Origin of the sequence: Vibrio sp. Isolate23 (genome assembly GCF_022398095.1) — a bacterium.
GTDB classification, from domain to species: Bacteria; Pseudomonadota; Gammaproteobacteria; order Enterobacterales; family Vibrionaceae; genus Vibrio; species Vibrio coralliilyticus_A.
Genome location: NZ_JAKEUV010000001.1, coordinates 128,809 through 150,441, shown reverse-complemented (window position 1 = coordinate 150,441; position 21,633 = coordinate 128,809). Strand labels below are relative to the sequence as shown.

General features: G+C 43.5%; 19 protein-coding genes. 12 read left to right on the top strand and 7 right to left on the bottom strand.

Annotation, left to right across the window (positions count from 1 at the left end; genetic code table 11):
* The first annotated feature begins 141 nt into the window (after positions 1-141).
* A complete protein-coding gene (locus L1D31_RS00730; RefSeq protein ID WP_239835191.1) occupies positions 142-597 on the top strand; it encodes an Lrp/AsnC family transcriptional regulator in 456 nt (151 codons plus the stop codon).
* Here L1D31_RS00730 and L1D31_RS00725 read toward each other — a convergent pair whose 3' ends face one another.
* A complete protein-coding gene (locus tag L1D31_RS00725; RefSeq protein WP_239835190.1) occupies positions 598-1,647 on the bottom strand; it encodes a GGDEF domain-containing protein in 1,050 nt (349 codons plus the stop codon).
* Positions 1,648-1,725: 78 nt separating this feature from the next.
* Positions 1,726-2,202: a MarR family transcriptional regulator gene (locus L1D31_RS00720; RefSeq protein ID WP_239835189.1), complete on the bottom strand. Its 477-nt coding sequence runs from the start codon at positions 2,200-2,202 to the stop codon at positions 1,726-1,728.
* Between the two features lie 414 nt (positions 2,203-2,616).
* Here L1D31_RS00720 and L1D31_RS00715 point away from each other — a divergent pair, with 414 nt between their 5' ends.
* Positions 2,617-4,194 carry a BCCT family transporter gene (locus tag L1D31_RS00715; protein WP_239835188.1) on the top strand — a complete coding sequence of 526 codons (1,578 nt, stop codon included), beginning with the start codon at positions 2,617-2,619 and terminating at the stop codon, positions 4,192-4,194.
* Positions 4,195-4,538: 344 nt separating this feature from the next.
* Here L1D31_RS00715 and L1D31_RS00710 read toward each other — a convergent pair whose 3' ends face one another.
* A complete protein-coding gene (locus L1D31_RS00710) occupies positions 4,539-5,666 on the bottom strand; it encodes a fatty acid desaturase (protein WP_239835187.1) in 1,128 nt (375 codons plus the stop codon).
* Positions 5,667-5,930: 264 nt separating this feature from the next.
* Here L1D31_RS00710 and L1D31_RS00705 point away from each other — a divergent pair, with 264 nt between their 5' ends.
* From L1D31_RS00705 to L1D31_RS00695, 3 genes are all read left to right on the top strand, one after another.
* A complete protein-coding gene (locus L1D31_RS00705) occupies positions 5,931-6,491 on the top strand; it encodes a GNAT family N-acetyltransferase (RefSeq protein WP_239835186.1) in 561 nt (186 codons plus the stop codon).
* 102 nt (positions 6,492-6,593) lie between these two features.
* Positions 6,594-7,712, top strand: a complete 1,119-nt coding sequence (locus tag L1D31_RS00700; protein ID WP_239835185.1) for an efflux RND transporter periplasmic adaptor subunit — start codon at positions 6,594-6,596, stop codon at positions 7,710-7,712.
* Between the two features lie 10 nt (positions 7,713-7,722).
* Positions 7,723-10,875, top strand: coding sequence for a multidrug efflux RND transporter permease subunit (locus L1D31_RS00695; RefSeq protein ID WP_239835184.1), 3,153 nt, complete (start codon positions 7,723-7,725; stop codon positions 10,873-10,875).
* Between the two features lie 86 nt (positions 10,876-10,961).
* On the opposite strand, the gene L1D31_RS00690 is transcribed toward L1D31_RS00695, so the two are convergent.
* Positions 10,962-12,269, bottom strand: a complete 1,308-nt coding sequence (locus L1D31_RS00690; protein WP_239835183.1) for a D-serine ammonia-lyase — start codon at positions 12,267-12,269, stop codon at positions 10,962-10,964.
* 211 nt (positions 12,270-12,480) lie between these two features.
* Here L1D31_RS00690 and L1D31_RS00685 point away from each other — a divergent pair, with 211 nt between their 5' ends.
* The 3 genes from L1D31_RS00685 to L1D31_RS00675 are packed head-to-tail and all read left to right on the top strand — an operon-like array spanning position 12,481 to position 13,823.
* Entirely contained in the window at positions 12,481-12,984 is a 504-nt protein-coding gene (locus L1D31_RS00685; RefSeq protein ID WP_239835182.1) for a GNAT family N-acetyltransferase, read from the top strand.
* Between the two features lie 10 nt (positions 12,985-12,994).
* Complete coding sequence (locus L1D31_RS00680) at positions 12,995-13,390, top strand: GFA family protein (RefSeq protein WP_239835181.1); 396 nt, start codon at positions 12,995-12,997, stop codon at positions 13,388-13,390.
* A 19-nt stretch (positions 13,391-13,409) separates the two neighbouring features.
* Entirely contained in the window at positions 13,410-13,823 is a 414-nt protein-coding gene (locus tag L1D31_RS00675; RefSeq protein WP_239835180.1) for a GFA family protein, read from the top strand.
* Between the two features lie 160 nt (positions 13,824-13,983).
* Here the strand turns inward: L1D31_RS00675 and L1D31_RS00670 are convergent, their stop codons facing one another.
* On the bottom strand, positions 13,984-15,189 hold the full coding sequence (locus L1D31_RS00670) for an aromatic amino acid transporter (RefSeq protein ID WP_239835179.1): 1,206 nt from the start codon (positions 15,187-15,189) through the stop codon (positions 13,984-13,986).
* A gap of 355 nt (positions 15,190-15,544) precedes the next feature.
* On the opposite strand from L1D31_RS00670, the gene L1D31_RS22540 reads away from it, so the two are divergent.
* From L1D31_RS22540 to L1D31_RS00660, 3 genes are all read left to right on the top strand, one after another.
* Positions 15,545-15,667 (top strand): hypothetical protein, encoded by a 123-nt coding sequence (locus L1D31_RS22540; RefSeq protein ID WP_275666033.1) that lies wholly within the window; start codon positions 15,545-15,547, stop codon positions 15,665-15,667.
* 102 nt (positions 15,668-15,769) lie between these two features.
* The gene (locus tag L1D31_RS00665) at positions 15,770-16,345 is read left to right on the top strand and encodes an ACP phosphodiesterase (protein WP_239835178.1); all 576 of its coding nucleotides are present in this window, start codon (positions 15,770-15,772) and stop codon (positions 16,343-16,345) included.
* 36 nt (positions 16,346-16,381) lie between these two features.
* A complete protein-coding gene (locus L1D31_RS00660; RefSeq protein WP_239835177.1) occupies positions 16,382-17,644 on the top strand; it encodes a DEAD/DEAH box helicase in 1,263 nt (420 codons plus the stop codon).
* Positions 17,645-17,705: 61 nt separating this feature from the next.
* On the opposite strand, the gene L1D31_RS00655 is transcribed toward L1D31_RS00660, so the two are convergent.
* Complete coding sequence (locus tag L1D31_RS00655; RefSeq protein WP_239835176.1) at positions 17,706-19,469, bottom strand: methyl-accepting chemotaxis protein; 1,764 nt, start codon at positions 19,467-19,469, stop codon at positions 17,706-17,708.
* A 138-nt stretch (positions 19,470-19,607) separates the two neighbouring features.
* Between L1D31_RS00655 and L1D31_RS00650 the strand changes: the two genes are divergently transcribed.
* Positions 19,608-20,213, top strand: a complete 606-nt coding sequence (locus L1D31_RS00650) for a beta-phosphoglucomutase family hydrolase (protein ID WP_239835175.1) — start codon at positions 19,608-19,610, stop codon at positions 20,211-20,213.
* Between the two features lie 35 nt (positions 20,214-20,248).
* Here L1D31_RS00650 and L1D31_RS00645 read toward each other — a convergent pair whose 3' ends face one another.
* Positions 20,249-21,553: an inosine/guanosine kinase gene (locus tag L1D31_RS00645; protein ID WP_239835174.1), complete on the bottom strand. Its 1,305-nt coding sequence runs from the start codon at positions 21,551-21,553 to the stop codon at positions 20,249-20,251.
* Positions 21,554-21,633: the final 80 nt, after the last annotated feature.

Genomic DNA, 21,633 nt, shown 5'->3' with positions numbered 1-21,633 from the left:
CGTTAATACTAATTGAATTCGGTGATGATAATTATGGGTCGTTTCTTGCGACCAAATATGGCAAAGTTAACTATTAATAGATTATAGGTTGGCTGAAAACGCTAATATTTCATTGTTTTAAGCGATAAAGAAGCGTGCTTCATGGACAGAATCGATCAACATATTTTAATGCTGTTACAAAAGGATGCGCGTCAATCGACCGCAGATATAGCCGATAAAGTCGGGCTTTCGCCTTCTCCCTGTGCCAGGAGAATTAAAAGATTGGAAGAAGAAGGGGTGATCGCTAGTTATCGAGCCAGTTTGAGTAAGGCTAAAATCGGAGTAGGGATGACGGTCTTTGTTGAAGTTAGCCTGAGTAACCATCAGGCATCGTCGATAGAGGATTTTGAGCAAGCGGTGCAAGACATGGAGGAGGTTGTCAGTTGCCATGTGGTTTCCGGAGCTTATGATTACCTACTAGAAGTTGTGAGTCATGACTTAGCAGGTTATGAGTCTTTCACACGAAAAATTCAAAGGTTAGAAAATGTGAAAGACATCCACACCCACCTTGCTATCAGACAAGTTAAAGAAGCCAGCCAGCTACCTATATTCAAGTAGTTAGCGGGTTGTCTGTTGATATGTACTTTGGCTGCCTTCACTTAAATAGTCTGGCTTAGAAAAGAGAGAGACACGATCTCGGCCTAGTCTTTTGGCTTGATAGAGAGCGATATCTGCGCGTTTTACCCAGTCTTCGATGGCTTCAAGGGGTTGGGACTCTGCAATACCTGAGCTGAGGGTGATTTTTACTTTGATGGGGTAATCGCCTTCTTTTATTGATTGATTAATGAGCTCCATCGCGGATTTTGCCGTGTATTGGTCGACTTGAGGGAAGAGCAGCAGGAACTCATCGCCACCCAAACGAAATAGCATGTTCGTACGTTCAGTATGCTGAGTCATTATTTCTACTGCTTTGCTGATGACTTGATCTCCCACATCATGCCCATAGAGATCATTAATGGTTTTAAACTTATCGATATCAATCAATGCGATTGAAGACGTCGTATATAACTGGCGGATGTTCTCTAGTGAACTTTGTAATTGATGTCGGTTATAAGCTCCTGTCATAGGATCTCTCACTGAGAGAAAGCGTAACTCGGCCTGGAGCTTTTTGATGGCTTTAACCACAACATGCACAATAATTGCTGTAGCAAGCAAAGAAAAGGCGTATCGGGAAGTTTCTGATAGTTCTTGATGTGGAAAGAGAGCAATAACACAACCGAGACACATTAGGATATTAGCCATTAAAGCGGTTCTGGTTGGAAGTAAAAAAGCAATGCTGATTACAATTGGGAACACCCAGTAACTTGCAAGTGTTCCAAAAATATTCACCGCCATAATATTTGATATGACCAACAAAGAGAGCGGCACTATATGCCCAAAGAAGCCTGACTTATTGTAGATGATCGCCGTTATTTCGAGCAGCAAAGTGATCTCAAATGCCAGTAGTACGGCACCAAGCATCAGCTCACCTATCAGAAGGTTTTTTATACCGAGTGGCACAAAGAAAATAAGCGTAATTGCAATGATAAGCTTTAAAACGTGTTTCTGCTGTTTGGTATCAAGTAGGGTATTCCTATGACGAGTCGGAAGCGTTTTTTCTTTTATCATGCAACACCCTTGACTGTTTTTACGCCTTTACTAAAAAGTAAGTCTAAAGTGTTGCTAAATCAATTTTACAATAGAAAGTTACTCGGCTTTGGTGATACTGCCGATCTCTAATACCGGTGCTACATCAATATCTTCGGCATTCATCATAGATGAAATGCGTTGTACAGAAGAAAGTAACAAGGACTGTTCCCACTCTTCAAGGTGCTGGAATTTGTTAATGAAGTTTTGCTGTAGAGGCATTGGAGCTTGAGCAAGCACCGCAGAACCTTTTTCAGTTAAGTGTGCATGCACTTTTCGTTTGTCTTGCACACTGCGAACGCGTGTAACCAATTCTTGACGTTCTAAACGGTCTAGAATAGTGGTCGCTGTTGCTTGACTCATGTTGGTATGGTTAGAAAGCTCGCGAATAGTGACTTCACCCAGCTCTCTTATTGAGCGCATCAGAATCAGTTGAGGGCCCGTTAAGCCTGATTCTTTACTTAGCCTTTTCGAGTGCAGATCGATGGCGCGGATAATCTGTCGAATAGAGATAAGAACTTCTTCGTGCTTTTCCAATGTAAATCCTTAGTGAGCGAAGCGTTTGGAGGCGAAAAAATACAGGAAAACTCTCGCAAAATGAAGTCTGAAAAGTCATAAATTTCATACTTAACTCTCATATTGATGAGGATATTGATAGTTATGAGAGTTGACGAGAAATTTTCTAGTGTAAATGTGATGTTCTCAAATGTTTAGAAGTCGAATTTAGTGCCTGTTAATGGATTGTTGATTGTTGTATAAATGATAGACGACTTAATCTTAGTTTGCCGAAAAAGTAGCCGAGTGAGAGTGATTTACTGGAATGTTTTGTATCTCAGCGTACAATAGTGGTGATTTGATCAAGTCTTGATATAGACTAAATTGTTTTTATCACTAACGATTTTCTATCTGAAGACTGGATTAGGGAAGAGTATTTATCCATAGAGAGGAAAGATGACTAAAGGTATTGATAAGTACAGTATCGATAGTACCGATTACACTGTCGGTCAAGATAATGTACAGAAGTGGGGGTTTGACGTTCATAACCCTGTATTTGGAGTAAGTGCCGGATTTATTGGTTTATTCCTATTTGCAGTTCTTGTGATGGACGCTCAATCTGCAAAATCGATGTTGGATGGTTTAAAGTTTCAAATCATCGGAAGCTTTGACTGGTTGTTCATTTGGTCAGGAAATATTTTTGTTATTTTCTGTTTGGCATTAATTGTTAGCCCTCTAGGTAAAATTCGCCTAGGCGGACAAGATGCGACTGCTGATTATTCGTTTATCTCGTGGTTGTCGATGCTGTTTGCGGCCGGTATGGGTATCGGATTGATGTTTTGGAGTGTTGCTGAGCCTGTAGCGTATTTTACAGGTTGGTATGAAACTCCTCTTGGTGTTGAAGCAAATACTGCGGAAGCGGCTAAGCTGGCGATGGGCGCGACGATGTACCACTGGGGTTTGCATCCTTGGGCTATTTACGGTGTGGTTGCTCTGTCTCTGGCATTTTTTGCTTACAACAAAGGTTTGCCACTTTCCATCCGTTCTATTTTCTATCCAATTCTCGGTGATCGTGCCTGGGGCTGGGCTGGGCATGTGGTTGATATTCTAGCGGTATTGGCGACATTGTTTGGTCTTGCAACATCACTAGGGCTAGGGGCTCAACAAGCTGCAAGCGGTATCCATCATGTCTTTGGTCTAGACGCAGGCATGGGACTACAAATTATTGTGATCACGGTTGTAACCTTGCTCGCGGTAGTTTCAGTCGTTCGCGGTATTGATGGAGGCGTCAAGGTCATTAGTAACATCAACATGATCGTTGCTTTCCTGCTGCTGATCTTAGTTGCTCTGATAGGTTATGCCGTAGCATTTGGTAATATTGGAACGACCTTGATGGCTTACGTCGAGAACATCATTCCTCTGAGTAATCCTCATGGTCGCGAAGATGAAGCTTGGTTCCAAGGTTGGACAGTATTCTACTGGGCTTGGTGGATTTCATGGTCACCATTTGTTGGTATGTTCATTGCTCGTGTTTCTAAAGGCCGTACGGTTCGTGAATTCATGACAGCGGTACTATTGGTGCCAACAGTGGTTACGCTACTTTGGATGTCGGTATTTGGTGGCATTGCGATTGACCAAGTTGTAAACAATATTGGTGAGCTTGGTGCAAACGGCCTGACTGATGTTTCATTGGCTATGTTCCAGATGTTTGATGTACTGCCATTTGGCACCGTTTTGTCTATCATTGCTATTATTTTGGTGTTGGTATTCTTCATCACTTCTTCAGATTCTGGTTCACTTGTTATTGATAGCATCACTGCTGGTGGTAAAGTGGATGCACCTGTTCTTCAGCGTGTATTCTGGGCCTTTATGGAAGGAGCTATTGCTGTAGCACTTCTATGGGTTGGTGGTACGGAAGCAGTACAAGCGTTGCAGGCAGGGGCTATTTCAACCGCATTACCTTTCACGTTTGTTCTATTAATGATGTGTGTGAGCCTACTGATGGGGATGCGCACTGAACAATACGATCGTTAATTGCAAGGGATGATACTTCATCCCTTTCGATGATTTAACAAAGGCCTAGCTTTCGAGCTAGGCCTTTTCTAATTGGAGTATGCAAAGTTGTTATTACTATAATGATGCAAGCTTAGTATGGTTTGCTGCTTCGCTTTGTTTGGTAAAGATGACGTTATTGACTTTGAATACATGAGAGTAGTGAAAATGGAAATCCGCCTATATGCGACAAAATAGCGAGTTAATGGTGGATATAATTTTCCGAAGAGATTGAAACGAGGGCCAATTGAATTGAGTGGAGCGAGAATAGACAATCCCCGAGAATGATATCTTAGGGATTGTGTCTTAGAGATAGTGAAAGGGTACTATGCGTAACGTGCGACTAACATTTCCCAGCTTTTGCGCTGAGATTCAAGCTCTTGCTTCATTTGCTGATAGCGAACTTTAAGTACGGAGTGTTCATACTTTTTGGCTAAATCACACTTTTTACTTTCAAGCATTTCTTTTTTCAGCTCATAGTAGTCGGACATTTTGTTCATTAGGGCATCAAACTCTTTATTTAACGCCTCATTAAGCAGTGAGGCGTTAGGAAGTTTGCTGACGTTTTTAGATGCTTTGGCTAAGTCTTGCTTTGCCATTGCTTTCTCTATTTTGAGTTTGGGCGTGACACGAAGCTTCTTGGTTAGCCCAAGCCACGAGCAAGACTTGATAAGCCACTTTGTTGGATCGTACTGCCACCAGTGAATGCCATTGCGATAATCATTTTCAAAAATATGGTGATAGTTGTGGTAACCCTCACCAAATGTGAACACCGCGAGTACTGCATTATCTCGTGCCGTGTTCTTATCAGTGTAGGGTTGCGATCCCCAAATGTGTGCCAGAGAGTTGATAAAGAATGTGGAGTGATGGCTTAACACCAGGCGTACCACACAAACCATTAGTAACATGCCCCAGATATCCTGATAGAGAACACCTAGTAACAGTGGTACTCCGATATTCATAACAATGGCAAGCAACAGGTAGTGTTTGTGCTGCCACATTACAATTTTGTCTTTTTGTAAGTCTCGACAGTTACTGTAATCGGAATAGGTCGCTGGATTGTAGTGTCTTAGCATCCACCCAATATGTGAGAACCAGAAGCCACGTTTGGCGGAGTATGGATCTTTATCATTGTTGTCGACATGCTTATGGTGGACTCTGTGGTCTGAGCTCCAATGTAGAGCACTATTTTGTAAAGCGAACGCGCCACCTAAAGCGAAGATCAGTCTTAGCGACCAATGAGCGTCATAGGTTTTGTGGGACCACAAGCGGTGATAGCCTGCGGTGATTGAAAGGTTACAAAAAGAAAAAGTTATCAACAGCCAAAGCCAGTGCTCCACATCATATCCGTATTTGAAGCCATACCAAGGTGCAACAACGGTAGCCACAATAAAACTAGAGAGAAAAAGCATGACATTAAGCCATATCAGCGGTGGCTTTTCCTTTAAAGACATTTCAAATTTCCATTCAGCTAACAGATGTGCGCCAGAATATCAGCGTACATGTGTAAGTCAAATGAAAGTTAGATGTCGTGTGAGTTTAGTGAAGGGTTAATTGTCAGAATTTATAACAATATCATTAATAAAGAAGTTTAAGGGGAATTGAGCTGATTAGCGGGGATTATTCTTAGAATCCTCGTAGTACGATTGGCTTTTAGTTAAATGTTTTATAGTATGAAGAGATGAGCAATCCTTACAGGAAGTAATAAGGAACTACAAATGGAATTAAAAGTAGCTGAATATAGTGACTACGAGCGAATAGCCACTCTGCATACGCAAAGTTGGAAGACATTCTACCAAGGGCTTCTTGCTGATGATTATCTCAAAAATGAAGTTCAGGATGAACGAATGGCTATTTGGCAGACGAGATTGATCAATCCTCCGTTCAACCAACATGTTCTTTTGTTGGAAGAAGGGGGGCTACTCTGTGGCTTTATCTGTGCTTTTGGCAATCATGACTTTGAAAAAGGCACTATCATCGATGCGTTACATATTGATGATAATTATCGTGGCCGTGGGTTAGGCGTGAAGCTTATCGTAGAGATGGCAAAGTGGATTACTCAACATTTTCCGGATAATGGCGTTTATCTTGAAGTCATCAAAGGCAATCAACAAGCGGTAGACTTCTATGAGCGTATTGGTGGTCAGTTGGTTGAGGAGCGTTTATGGAATGCTCCATGTGGTAGCCAGACCCCTGAGCTAGTTTATGCTTGGAAATCTGGCGCTGATTTGCTTGAAAGTATTCAAAGTTACACTCCGACAGAAGTCGTAACAGGTTGAAACACATAAGCCTGTTCTCCTGATAATTCTCGGACAATACCCACAAGATCGTTAGGTACTTTGGCGGCAGCCTGTTTCTCAATTTACCTAGCGGTCTATTCAATGAAAAAAACGTTACTAGTTACGGCACTATCCAGTGCGATACTTCTTTCAGGATGTGGGGAGCAAAATCAGGGACAGAAACACATGCCAGCATCGCTTGTCGTCACGGAGCAAGCATCGGTTATTTCTTATCAGCAAAGCAAATCTTATATCGGGCGAGTCGAAGCGGTAGAAGACACAAATATTACTGCACAAGTTACCGGTTATCTTAAATCCCGTCATTTTGAAGAAGGTCAGATGGTTGAAAAAGGCCAGCTACTCTTCACTATTGAACCTTCTTCGTTTGAAGCTCAGGTCGCCAGCGCAAAAGCAGCATTAGCACAAGCTAACGCTGAACTTAAAAAAGCTGAGTTAGACTTTCAACGAGGAAAAAATCTTTTACCCAAAGGCAGCATCTCTCAATCTGAATTCGACAATCTCAATGCCGCGCTATTAGGCGCAAAAGCCCAAGTTGAAGCGGGTAATGCTCAGTTAAATTTAGCCAAGGTTAATTTGTCTTACACGCAGATCCGTGCGCCATTTTCTGGTCGTATCAGTCAAAGCAAGGTTAGTACGGGCGATTTGGTTTCGCCTCAGTCAGGTATTCTAACCACACTAGTCAGTTTAGACCCAGTGCATACTCGTTTTAGCATCAGTGAGCGAGAGCGTTTAGCAATGGGTATAGACCGTATGAAAGGTGACGGTTCTGCTGATGTGGTTGAAGTGCAAGTTGTATTGGAGAATGGTCAGCATTTTGAATATTTGGGTCAGCTAGATTTCCTTGGCAATCGCATTGATTTAAACACCGGCACTATCGCTATGCGTGCTCAAGTCCCTAACCCAGATTATCGTCTCCTACCTGGCCAGCATATCCGTGTTGAGCTTAGAGAAAAGCAACCGACAGATGTGGTTGTGGTTCCACGCCGAGCGGTGCAAACCGACTTGGAAGGAAACTTTGTTATGGTAGTAGCTGAAGACAATATTGCTGAGCGCCGTAATGTTGAGCTGGGTCGCCAATTAGAAGAGGGTATTATCGTGACCAGTGGGGTGAGTATTGGGGATCAAGTGATCACTCAGGGCTTACAGCGAGTTCGTAATGGTGCTCCTGTGCGCATAAATGAAAACACAGACGTTGAGTAGAGGAGCTTAAATGTTAAGTCGTTTCTTTATCCAGCGTCCAAAATTTGCGCTGGTCATCTCAATTATATTGACTCTGGCTGGAGCAATATCGCTCGCCGTTTTACCTATTGCTGAATACCCAAAGATTAGCCCGCCGTCAGTGAGTGTTACCGCTTTCTACACCGGTGCGAGTGCCGAAGCGGTTGAACAGGCGATCGCTGACCCAATAGAAACATCCGTCAATGGTGTTGAAAACATGATTTATATGTCTTCGAAAAGTGCCAATGACGGTTCGTATAACCTCAACGTCACATTCGATGTCGGTACTGATCCAGATATGGCGCAAGTCAATGTACAGAACCGAGTCGCACAGATTGAGTCGAAGCTGCCTCAGGAAGTGCGTATGGTTGGGGTGACTGTCAAAAAGCGTTCACCGGACCTTTTGATGGTTCTGAACTTTTACTCACCAAATGGTAAGTACAATGATCAGTTTTTAATCAACTATGTAAACTTGAATCTGAAAGACCAGCTAGCGCGTGTTAAAGGGATCAGTGAAGTTAACGTATTAGGTGGTGGTGAGTTTGCTATGCGTGTCTGGCTTGACCCAGAGAAAATGGCAAATCTGAATTTAACCACCAGTGATGTTCACTCTGCTTTGGCAGAGCAAAATGTTCAGGTTGCAGCAGGACGAGTTGGTTCAGCGCCTTACAGCAGTGCGCAAGAAGTGCAGTTTAACCTTGTGACTAAAGGTCGATTGGAAAGTGTTGATGAATTTGAGAACGTTGTATTACGAGCCAATAGTGATGGCTCAACGGTCTACCTTAAAGACATTGCACGGGTAGAGCTAGGCAAAAAATTCTATGACGGGACTGGAAAATTCCGCGGGCAGGATGCGTCAATAGTGACGCTGTCACTCCAGTCTGATGCGAATGCCTTGGAAAGCGGAAGGGCGGTGATGGAGCTACTTGATAGTCTCAGCGCTAACTTCCCAGAAGGAATGGCTTACGAGACGAGTTATGACACTACAGTGTTCGTTGCGGAGTCGATTAATGGCGTAGTCAAAACCTTAGTCGAAGCGATTTTGCTGGTTATTGCTGTCACCTATTTGTTCCTTGGTAGTGCTCGCGCCACGTTAATACCGGTTATTGCTATCCCGGTCTCTCTGATAGGTACTTTTGCCATCATGCAGTTAACGGGTTTCACGATAAATACAGTAACGCTGTTTGGATTAATATTGGCAATTGGTATTGTGGTTGATGACGCTATTCTGGTGATTGAAAACGTTGATACAACAATGGCGAAAGATCCGTCCATTAGTCCACGTAAAGCAACATTGATAGCGATGAAAGAGGTGACGGGGCCTATCATTACCTCAACACTCGTGCTTCTCGCTGTTTTCCTTCCCGTGGCGATGCTTCCGGGAATAACTGGCATCATGTATCGCCAGTTTGCACTCACGATTTGTATCTCTGTGGTTATTTCATCGATCAATGCTTTGACATTATCTCCTGCACTTTGCTCTTTAGTACTAAAACAAGGTGGTGGCAATACGGCACGCTGGTTTAAGGCATTTAATAGTGGCCTTGAGCGAATAACCACACGCTACGGTCAAATTGCCGGCTATCTGGTCAAGAAGTCACTATTGCTGGTGGTGTTTTTCGTTGTTGCGGTAGCAGCTGTGAGTTTCTTCGCCAAAACAACGTCTACAACTTTTGTACCTCAGGAAGATAAAGGTATTTTGCTTGTTAACGTTCAACTTCCTGATTCTGCATCATTATCCCGCACTGAGTCTACAACGGCTCAATTGGCTAAGATGATTGAACAGGAGCCGGGCATTGACGGTATCACAGTCGCGAATGGGTACTCATTCATGACGGGAGCCGCCGCTTCCAATGGGGCGTCGCTCTTTATCAAACTTCATGATTGGGAGACTCGAAATGGGCTGGATGGAGAACACTCGGCGGCTGCCATCGCCAACAGAATCAATGGTCGAGCTGTAGTTGAGCTTCCGCAAGCGGTAGTTTTTGCTATGGGCCCGCCTGCAGTGCCGGGGATGGGATCTGCATCTGGATTTGAATTCGTCTTAGAAGATACGCTTGGCAGAAGTCGCAGTGATCTTGCTGTTGTGATGGATCAAGTCATTGCTGAAGCGAATAAACAACCGGAAATTACACGTAGCTTTAGTACATTCCGAGCTAACGTTCCACATTACTACGTTGATATTGATCGAGAGAAGGCTCAGCAACTTGGGATTCCACTGTCGAGCATTTTTCAAACGCTACAGGGCAACTTAGGGTCGCTATATGTCAATGACTTTACGATGTTTGGTAAGAACTTCCGCGTGACGATGCAGGCTGATGCAGAGTACCGCACAGGAATGGAAGATTTAGAGCGCTTTCACGTGCGCTCGTCAGCTGGAGAGATGATTCCACTTAGCACATTAGTAAGCTATGAGCAGATATTCGAGCCTGATGTGGCATGGCGTTATAACATGTATCGAAGTGCGATTATTCAGGGGCAACCTGCCCCGGGGTACTCAAGCGGTGATGCAATTGAAGCCATGGAACGTGTCGCGGCTGAGATATTGCCTCAAGGCTATCAGTACGAATGGACGGGGATGGCTTATCAGGAAGTGCTTGCAGGTAACCAAGCAATATTTGCCTTTGCGCTGGCTTTGATTTTTATTTACCTGTTTATGGTAGCGCAGTATGAAAGTTGGAGTATTCCTCTAGCTATCATTCTGGTGGTGCCAATCGCCACTTTAGGATCGTTCTTAGCTCTGAACCTGACTGGAACACCACTTAGCCTCTATGCTCAGATAGGTTTGGTTCTCTTGATCGCTCTCGCAGCTAAGAACGCAATTTTGATTGTTGAATTTGCAAAAGTTGAACGAGAAGATAAAGATGCGCCAATTGCCGAGGCTGCAGTGAAGGGGGGGAAACTGCGATTTAGGGCAGTGAATATGACATCTTGGTCGTTTATTTTGGGTATCTTCCCGTTAATTTTTGCTGCGGGAGCAGGGCATGTAAGTCAAAACTCATTGGGTATCTCTCTCATTGGCGGTCTGCTGTGTGTTTTGCTTGCGGGAACCTTCCTGATCCCAGGCTTTTACGCGCTTGTTCAGCGTCAACGTGAAAAAGTCCATGGTGGTAATACTAAACTGCTTCCCTTAGATGACGAGTAAGCCAACGAAATAATGCAAAATCCCCTTAGCAGAAGCTAAGGGGATTTTTGATATTAGTCTTAAAATTACAGTGTCGTTATAGGTATTTACTCTGTAAGGTACTTGTCCATCTCATGTTGTGGAACCATACCGCCACCTGTTGCCCAGACGAGATGAGTCGCGTTTCCCAATGCGGATTCAGATAAACTCAATCGAGCCAAATATTCGCGATCTTTGCAAGCAATGATTGGGCCTTTTATGCCAGCGAGCGCAGAAGGTTCAAGTTCAATGCCCTCTGTTTTCTTTAGCAGCTTTAACTGTGCGAAAAGTGTATCGTCCGCAACAGTGTAGTAGCCATCGATCATGCGCTCCATTGCTCTACCGACGAACCCTGATGCTCTGCCAACTGCCAAACCATCCGCTGCGGTGATATTGTCTAGACCGATGTCTTGAACGGAAATTTTATCGTGTAGCCCAGTATGTACTCCGAGTAGCATACATGGCGAGTGTGTTGGCTCTGCAAAAATGCAGTGCACATGATCGCCAAATGCCAACTTAAGGCCAAAAGCAACCCCTCCTGGCCCTCCACCGACACCGCAAGGCAAGTAGACAAATAAAGGGTGCTGTTCATCGACGGGAATATTCATATTTTCAAATTGCTTTTTGACCCTTTCACCCGCTACCGAGTAGCCAAGAAACAGTGTTTTGGAGTTTTCGTCATCAATGAAAAAGCAATTGGGATCTTGCTCGGCTTCCAAGCGTCCTTGTTCGACGGCAACGCCGTAGTCGCTATCATATTCTCGTACAGTCACACCATGTTCTCGAAGCTTTGTCTTCTTCCATTCTCTTGCATCCGATGACATGTGCACAGTGACTTGAAAGCCTAGGCGAGCACTCATGATACCGATGGACAGTCCCAGATTCCCTGTCGAGCCAACGGCAATACTAAAACGAGAGAAGAAGTCGCGTAATGGTTGAGTATCGAGTATTTGGTAATTTTCATCTTTACGGAGTAAACCATGACTTATGGCGAGTTGCTCGGCATGGGTCAAGACTTCATAGATACCACCCCTTGCTTTGACCGAGCCTGAAATGGGTAAATGGCTATCCATCTTCATCAAGAGTTGACCAGCAATCTGGGTTTGATAAGTCGCTTCCAGCTGAGACTTCATGGCAGGGATTTCACGAATGGGGGATTCGATAATGCCATTAGTCTTGGCTGTTTCAGGAAAGACTTTCGCTAAATAAGGGGCAAAGCGTTGTAATCGATGTGAAGCATCCAGTGAATCTGATTGTGTTAAACCCACAAAGGGGAGGGCTTCTTTTGTGCTGGTGATATTGGGGTTAAACCAGCTCGTTTCTTCATATTGAGTTAAACGGTTAATGAGAGGGTACTGAACTAAGAGATCATCCATAGAGCAATCAACAGGTAAGAAATCATAACTCAATGTAACGCTTGAACTCTTTGGCTGGCAAATAATACTTTTTCACTAAGTGTGAATGATGCTGTTGAAATAGGATTGGTAAACTTTTTTGTACATGATTAACAAAATACTAATACAAACATGGGATTAACTAATATCGAGCGATATATTGGTTGCAGGCATTAACCATAAAGGACTTGATATGCAGCTTGAATTACTTAAAGAAGGTCACAGGGAGAAACTTCTTGAGTTCGAGCTTCAAAACAGAGAGTGGTTTGAAGCCAACATCCCTCCTCGCGAGATAGATTTTTACTCACAGAAAGGTGTTCAAGAACACATCCAGATGTTCCTGCTTGAATTTACTGCGAAGACACTGATTCCGATGTTGATTGTTGAGGATGGTGAAATTCTCGGACGCGTGAATGTATCCAATATTAACCGCCGAAAAAAGGTTGCACATCTTGGCTATCGTGTGGGTAAATCTTTTACGAATCGTGGTGTAGCAAAATTCGCAGTGTCCAACATTATTCAAGTTGTTGAAGAAATCGGAGTGAAGACGTTGATTGCCTATGCGTCGACTGAGAACGTAGCATCTCAGAAGGTATTGATAGCTAATGGGTTCAAGCAGAATAAGGTAGTAAATCATTACGCAGAGATGAATGGAGAGCCTATAGACTGTATTGAATTTCAGTTACGTATCACTTGAGGAACAATGAATGATTAAGCAAGTAGGTCAAACCACGATCAAAGAGTATCATAAAGCGACTTGCCACTGTGGCAAGGTTGAAATGGAGCTACACCTTCCTTTGGGCATCGATAAACCTCGGCGCTGCGACTGTTCGATTTGCAGAAGAAAAGGGGCGATTGTTGCGTCGGTGAAGCTCGATGGGATCCGAATAGTGAAAGGGCAAGAGCTGCTAAAGCTTTATCAGTTTAATACGGGGACGGCAAAACACTACTTTTGTTCTGAGTGCGGAATTTACACCCACCATCAGCGTCGCTCAGACCCATCTGAATATGGATTCAATGTAGGGTGCTTAGAAGGTGTGAACCCCTTTGAATTGGGTGAGATTGTCACTCACGATGGGGTTAATCATCCGGCTGATCGATAACATAAAATGAGGAACTATCATGAACTTTCCAATCAATGCATCTTGTCAGTGTGGGCAGGTTTCTTACCAGCTTAGCGCTGCGCCTTTAAAGGTCATCGCCTGTCATTGCCAAGAATGTCAAAAGTTATCGACTAGCCCATACAGTGTGACGGCAATGGTTAGAACCCAAGATATCAAGTTCAAGGGGGAGTTGAGTGAATGGCATCGCCTCGCTGAGAGTGGCAACAAAAACTTTGCCAAATTTTGTCAGGGATGTGGCAATCGTGTTTACCACTACAACCCAGATGATATGGCGACCATTAAACTCAAGCTGAAACCTGTAGGTGCCGAATATAACGCTATCTTTGAGCCAGAAATGCATGTTTGGCTAAGTGAAAAGCAAGATTGGGTGCACATTCCCAAGGGCGTTGCATGTTTTGATAAGCAGCCTTAATTCCGAAGCTGTGCTCATTTACCTGCTTTCTTATCTATGAGTGAATTCGGATGCGGAATGTGAAGTCACAGTGCTCAGTGAGCTAAAAATCCCCAAGCCAATGCTTGGGGTTTTTATGTGAAGACGAAGCTAAAATTTCCTTTAGAAATTGACAGAGCGTTTAACCAAGTGACGGCAGAACGCCCATGGTAATGAGCAGTTGGGCTGCCACAATAACAAAGCCAATGGTGCCGCTAATCATAAGGCCTACGTTACCACCAAAAACTTGGTAACTGTCTTGCGTGTTCTCTGCAATGCGTGCCCTTTTCACCATCATGATGGGTAAGAATATGGCTAAAACTGCCAGTGCAATCGCAGCATAACCAAGTGCCATGATAAACCCCTGAGGATAGAACAAGGCGAAGCCCATTGAAGGAACAAAGGTGATGGCACCGACAATAGCTCTGTTAGAAGAAACGTTTTTCTTCTTGAAGCTGTCTCCCAAGAACTCAAATAACCCTAAGCTGACACCGAGGAAAGAAGTTAACAGCGCTAAATCCGCAAATACACCGATAGTCTGACCAAGACCTGATTGGTGGACTTTATTCGACAGTGTCGAAATCAGCCCACTTAAGCCTTGGTTGTCCACCAGTGCATCCTGACTAACTACACCCAGTGTAACGATTTGCCAAAAGACATAAATGACCAATGGGATAGAAGAGCCGATTACAATTGCCTTACGCAGTGATGGGGTGTTCCCATCTAGGTAGTTGACGATAGCGGGAATGCTTCCATGAAAACCGAATGATGTAAAAATAACAGGGATAGATGCGACGATAAGTCCTTGTTCTATAGGCATACTAAGCAGGTATGACTCTGTTACGTTTGGTGCAAGAAATGTCAGCACCATAGCCATCGCGACAAGCTTGATTGTGAATAAAACACGATTCACTTTATCGACGGTACTCGTACCTATGGTAACGACTGAAGCGACCACAATGGTGAAGATCATCGTTGATGCTGTCCCTGTGATTTCAAGGCCGGTGAACTGCGCAAGACGCTCGCCAAATTGAGCCCCGCCACCTGCAATGTATGCAGCACAAAGTGAGTAAAACAGAAACAGCATAGAAAAGCTGGCAACCCACTTACCTTTTTGCCCAAGGAACTGCTTTGCAAGAGTGTGCAAAGTCGCACTTGAATCAGCGTGCTGGTGGAGTTCCACCATCAAGAGAGCGGTATAAGCCATTAATGCCCAAAGCGCGACCATAATGATTAGAGAGGTAGCAAAGCCGATTCCAGCTGAAGCAAGTGGTAGAGCGAGCATTCCAGCACCGATTGTCGTGCCTGCGATGATCAAAGTGCTACCCAGAACTTTTGAATTAGTCATGTACGTTAATCTTTACGTTTTTGAAGTAACTCAGTGCTAAAAACTATGTTAAGCACCAATTTCATTATTGAAAAACTAGTATTTCGCCATTTTGTAGAATTTAAGAGAGCATTTCAAGTGTTTTGTACATATATGTAGCCAGTTGTGTAAATTTTTTTATACATTATTGGTGGTTGAATCTGCGTAATAAAGATGCAAACGATTACTTGCGATAAAACTCATATCACTATGATTATTTACTTTGTTCTTTCAAAAAACTGTCATATAAGTGGTTTAAAAAGGAGCAATAGGCCTTATATTCATGTTGAGACTTGAAAACAGGTCTATAAAATTGTTTGCTATTAAGGAGGTCAGAATGAGTGACCAAACATTGAACGAAGAATGCCTTGAATTGCTGGATGCTATGGAGATTGGTTTTGAACTGTCAGATTATGATCAGTCAATCGAAGAGCTAGCTGAAGAAATCTTCAATAAATAGTCGTTCGTTTAAATCAACATTCAAGTTGATTCCAGAAAGAGCCAGTGCAAATGCGCTGGCTTTGTGCTTTTATGGAGTTAACGTCTCCAACAAAGCAGAGTCATGAATTATCTTGCCCACCTCCATATTGCTCAGCATTGCCAGTCGAGTTTATTAGGGAATTTGCTTGGAGACTTTGTCAAGGGGAATCCTGCACATTGGTATTCACCACGCATAGTTCAAGGCATCAAGCTTCATCGATTTGTTGACAGTACGACAGACAGCCACGCTCTTATGCGACAAGCAAGGCAATACTTTGGCGGCAAAAGCCGACGCTTTTCAGGTATTGCACTGGATATGTTTTGGGATCATTGCCTTGCTTCAGAGTGGCCGCGATATCATAAGCATAGATTGAAAGATTTCTGTGATGATGCAGAGCGTGTGGTGCGAATAGAGTCCCCAGAAGTACTGCCTGAGCGTTTTGTCATAGTCAGCCAAGCGATGTGGCAAGGCCGGTGGCTTGAATCCTATCAGGAACTTGAGAACATCGAGTACGCTCTGCAAAGAATGTCGACTCGTTCACCAAGAATGGGGGAGTTATCGCGTTGTTTTGCTACGTTAGAGCAGCGTTATCAACCATTGAAAGAAATTTTCCATTGCTTGTACCCTGAGATACTAAACGCTGCAAAAAGATTCTGATAGAATCGGCAGCCCAGTTTCACTTGGAAAGTCACCATGTCCTCATTTAAACAGCTTGGCCTGCCTCAAACACTTATTTCTTCCGTAGAAAGATTAGGTTTTAACACACCTACACCTATTCAGGAGCAAGCGATTCCTCATGTACTTGAGGGGAAAGACATCCTTGCTGGAGCACAAACCGGAACGGGGAAAACAGCCGCGTTTGGATTGCCGCTGTTAAGCAAATTACTGAATGAACAAACGGTTCGTGATCCACAATCGAATGACGTTTTGGCTCTAGTCGTGGTGCCGACACGTGAACTGGCGCAGCAAGTATTTGACAGTTTAACGGCTTATGCGAGTACAACTGAACTCAACATTGTGACCGCCTATGGGGGAACTAGTATGAATGTTCAGACGCAAAACTTAAGACAAGGCTGCGATGTTTTGATTGCAACGCCTGGACGCTTATTGGATCACCTTTACTGTAAAAATATCAATCTCAGAAAAACAGACTACTTGGTATTGGATGAAGCAGACCGAATGTTGGATATGGGGTTCATGCCTGATATTCAACGAATATTGAAAAAGCTTAATCCTGAACGTCAGACTTTATTCTTTTCCGCCACTTTTGAACAGCGTATTAAAACCATTGCCTACAAGCTGATGAACGACCCTGTTGAAATCCAAGTCACACCTTCAAATAGTACTGCGGAGACCGTTAAACAAATGGTTTACCCTGTCAACAAGAAGCGAAAGGCCGAGCTGCTGGCGTATCTCATTGGTTCAAGAAATTGGCAACAGGTTTTGGTCTTTACGAAGACTAAACAGGGTAGTGACGCGCTGGCAAAAGAGCTCAAGTTGGATGGTATTAAAGCAGCATCAATCAACGGAGATAAAAGCCAAGGTGCCCGTCAAAAAGCGTTAGATGATTTTAAATCTGGAGCCATCAGAGCTCTGATCGCCACAGATGTAGCTGCGCGAGGGTTAGATATTAGTCAGTTGGAACAAGTGGTTAACTTTGATATGCCCTATAAAGCTGAAGATTATGTCCATCGCATTGGGAGAACAGGTCGCGCGGGAAAAGAGGGACTTGCTGTCTCTCTTATGAGCAAAGATGAAGAGTATTTATTAGAGGCAATAGAGCGGCTGTTGGATTCACGTTTGCCCCAAGAGTGGTTAGAAGGTTTTGAGCCTAGCTTGAATGAGCCAGTGGAATCTGAAAGAGAGCGAGGTGGAAGGCGACAAAGCCGTTCCTCAGAAAAGAGAAAAATGAAAGCAAAGCTGAAGATCCACGCGCATCGTGGCAAGAAGAAATAAGCTCGAATAAAAAAGCGCTTCGTTATGAAGCGCTTGTTCGTTGTTATATCAGAAACTCGCTTTATTTAGAGGTCTGGAATTCAGCAACGGCTTTATCCATTTCACTGGCTTGTAGCGAGACTCTATCGACCTCAGAGAGGCAATTTTGCGCTGAGTGCATGTTACCCTCTGAAATAGTGTTGAGCTCAGTAATTGACTCACTGACTTGGTTCATTACGATACCCTGCTCTTCAATCGCAGAGGCAATACGTTCAGAGTTGGCCTGAATGTTTGTCATGTCGGTGATAATCTGACCTAAACTTTCATCCAATGTTTCAGATGCACCTAGAGTTTGTTGTCCTTGATCGTTACATTGATCGATATTAGTAACCACAGTGGCCATTTGAGTTTGAATAGCCGTGACCACTTTGGTTATCTCTTCGGTTGATTGATGAGTGCGACTTGCAAGGGCTCGAACTTCATCAGCGACGACTGCAAAACCGCGTCCTTGTTCACCAGCACGTGCTGCTTCTATTGCTGCGTTGAGTGCTAACAAGTTCGTTTGCTCGGCGATACCTTGAATGATGTTGACGGCATCCCCTATCTTATCAACATGATCGTTTAGAGAGCTGATTGAGCCCTGACTGTCCGACAAAATTTGCGACAGTTGGCTAATATTCTTAACCGTCTCTTCCACAACTTCTCGGCCATGTTGAGCATTGACTGATGCTTGTTGAACGCCTTCGACGGCTACAGCTGTACTTTCTGAGATTTCGTTAATCGTCGAAACCATCTCTTGTACGGATGTTGCCATAGTTGATGTGTGGTCCGCTTGAACATGGAATTGCTCTATAACGCTCTGAAGCTCGTTGTGCATACTTTGCGTACTTTGGGATAATTCTGAAGATTTTGATTGTGTCCCTGAGATCAACTCTTCCAGCTTATCTAGCAAGCGGTTGAAATAGTTGCCTATTGAAACGAGTTCGTTATTACCAGAAAGCTGGGAGCGCAGGGCGACATTGTTCGTTCGGGCAATTTCTTGGATGATTGAAAGTAGAGCGGCAACTTGCATGTTGATAGAGCGAGAGATTTGGAAGATAAAGCCAAGGATGAAAAGTACAACGGCAATACTGACCCCTTGTTTGATCAGGTTGAGCTCTTTTCTAGTGATCTCACTTTGTTCATCAAGTGCTCCTGAGAAAGTCTCGAACTGTGTTTCTACAGCATGGGATAAACCTCGAGCTTCACCGAGTAAGCCTTCGTTGTATTTAAGGCCAATGGTTTTCTTTTGGGCTATCACTTGATTGGCAGTGTTAGCTAGCTGACTAGCATTACTTGGTAGTAACTGGGGGTTAACTTCACCTTTTGCCACGAGCGCATCAAATTCAAACAGATCGACTAACTGATCACTCGATAATGAACGCCTTAATGTTTTAAGCTCGGCATTGTAGCGTCCTATAAGCTTTTCTTCTGGCTTGAGCCCAAGAGCATCAAAAGCATTAACAAGGCGGGTAAACCCATTTTGATATTTCAAAATATCCTGTCTTACTTGTGAGCTTGAAGGTAAATCGTTATTGTCAAGAATAGGAGCTAACTCAGATTCGAGATCAAGAAAGATATCCATATTCTTATTAAACTTATCGAGGTAGTTCATATCTTTCCTAAGAAGAAAGTCTTTTTCATTTCTCCTTAGATTGAGGAGGCGAATTTCCAGCTTTGCCACGAGTAAATTCGCTTTATTAAGTTGATTGGTGGTTTGGGCAAGTTGAGAGGTTGCTAAAAGTAATGAAACAACCCCTAAAATGGCGACTGCACCTAATGAATACAGTTTATTCTTGATATTCATGGGACTACCTGAGTTAATTGAGCGGTTAGTTTGTTGACTTCTTTTTGAAGAGTAGTTGCTATTTATATATATATCAATTGATATAATCTTGATAAATAATGATCGATGCTATCAATGCTTAGGGCGGTGAATATCAAAATGTTAAAACAATTGGAGCAATATCAAGGTTTAATCTTTGATATGGATGGAACCTTAATCGATACCATGCCAGCACACCTTAATGCATGGGCGGTGACAGCACGTGAATTTGGCTTTCCATTTACGCAAGACTGGCTACATAGCTTAGGAGGTATGCCAAGCTATAAAATCGCGACTGAAGTAAACAAAAAGCATGGATTGTCGTTAGATCCTATGGAGGTATCGAAATTCAAAATGAAGTCATTTGCAGGGCTTAATGACTTTGGTCTACCAATTGATTCAACCAATCACATTTTAAACCATTTCCATGGTAGAAAAAAAATCGCGGTAGGCACTGGCAGTCAGCGAGAAAGTGCTTTGAGGTTGCTTAAAGAAAGCCAAATCCTTGATAAGCTAGATACCTTGGTTACGGCAACTGACGTAGTCAATCACAAACCAAACCCTGACACTTTCTTAAAAGCGGCTGAACAACTTCAACTCACACCTAATCAATGTATAGTATTTGAAGATACTGAATTGGGCAAAAAAGCTGCCCACGCAGCAAAAATGGACTGTGTGATGGTGGAAGGGGCTGAGTTGGTTTTTTATCCTTGCTCAGCAGAGTGAAAAGAGCCGCATAGCGGCTCTTTCAGTATGAGAACTTATCTGTCCCAGTACGCTTCTTCCAAGCTATCTTCACGTTCAGGAAGAGCACGAGCCAAACGAGGGGAATGCTGAGTTAATACTTCATAACTGACTCGGTTAGCGTATTTGCAAATTTGAGATAGCGATGAATACGTCAAATATGGCTGATCATGCTTGGATGAGTTCGGTACGTTGACTTGGTGATGGCTGTTTGCTGCCATATCATGTAAAAGTGCCGACAGTGCCGCGTCTCCTGCGCCATTGGTATTCTTAATCTCTAGAGGACCACCAAGGTAAGGGCCAATATGAGAATAGACTTTCACCGGTGTAGCACAATCTTTTTTGCGCATAGCACGGCTAAACTCATATTTGTTGAATTCAGGAATGTTACCCGGTAGTAATGGCAATTCTGTTGTGCGCTTTACTGAATCTTCAGTGTAAGCTGCCATATATAATCCGACAGGGCCAGAAGTACACAGTACCAAGTCAACCCATTCTAACGCTTTGTCTGCGGCTAGAAGCGGGTCTTTCTCACCAGTTAATGCTTCGCCTTCTTCCTCGTTCATTGCAACGATGGAAATGTTTTCCTTAATGTAGTCCTGCCACCATTTCGCATTGCCTTCGATCACCCATTTTGTACCCAGAGTCAATACGACAGGGACATTTTTAGATTTAGCAATTTCGATTGCTCGAGCCACAGCTTGAGGCATTGGATCTTCAGGGTTTCCGCGCATTAGGTATGACGAAACGACCAAAGCAGAGGCTTTGTCGAAGACATCTTCCGGAATGCTTTCCGGACGAAGCTTATTCATGTGGCCTTCGTTAATGGCGAAAGTGCGCTCGCCATTTTCTGAAATGAGCGTATAGCAGCGACCAATAGAGCCTTCTACCATTTGCAGGTGATTAAGGTTCATACGTGAAGAAGTACGGCATAGGTAACGATAGGCAAAAGAGCCGACTTCGATGTTCTTTGACATCACACCCAAGAGTACAGACTTGCTGTCGGCAAGTACTGAGTAGTTGTGCAATGTATTACCAATAGTATCGCCAGGGTACTGGTGTGTAATTAGCTCACGCTGTACCAGTTCATCATATAAAGCATCCGCTTTGCTCTCTTCTAACACGAGAGAGTGCCCTTTACTCAAGTCGTATTTAGCGAGGAAATCGTCGTCCACACGAGCTTCTATATCAACGATTGTCTGACCAACACCAACGATGATTGGTCGGTAAAGCTTAGGTGTTTGCTTCATTTGGTTGACAAGAGGATCACGAGCGTGAGTCGGGAAATAGTGCTTAGATTTGCGCTGTCCGGGAAACTTCATTTTAAGAGTGCGGTTAGAAATTTTCGCGCATCATATCACATCAAAATAAGATTGCTTTCATTTTTGTTACACAAAAAAGA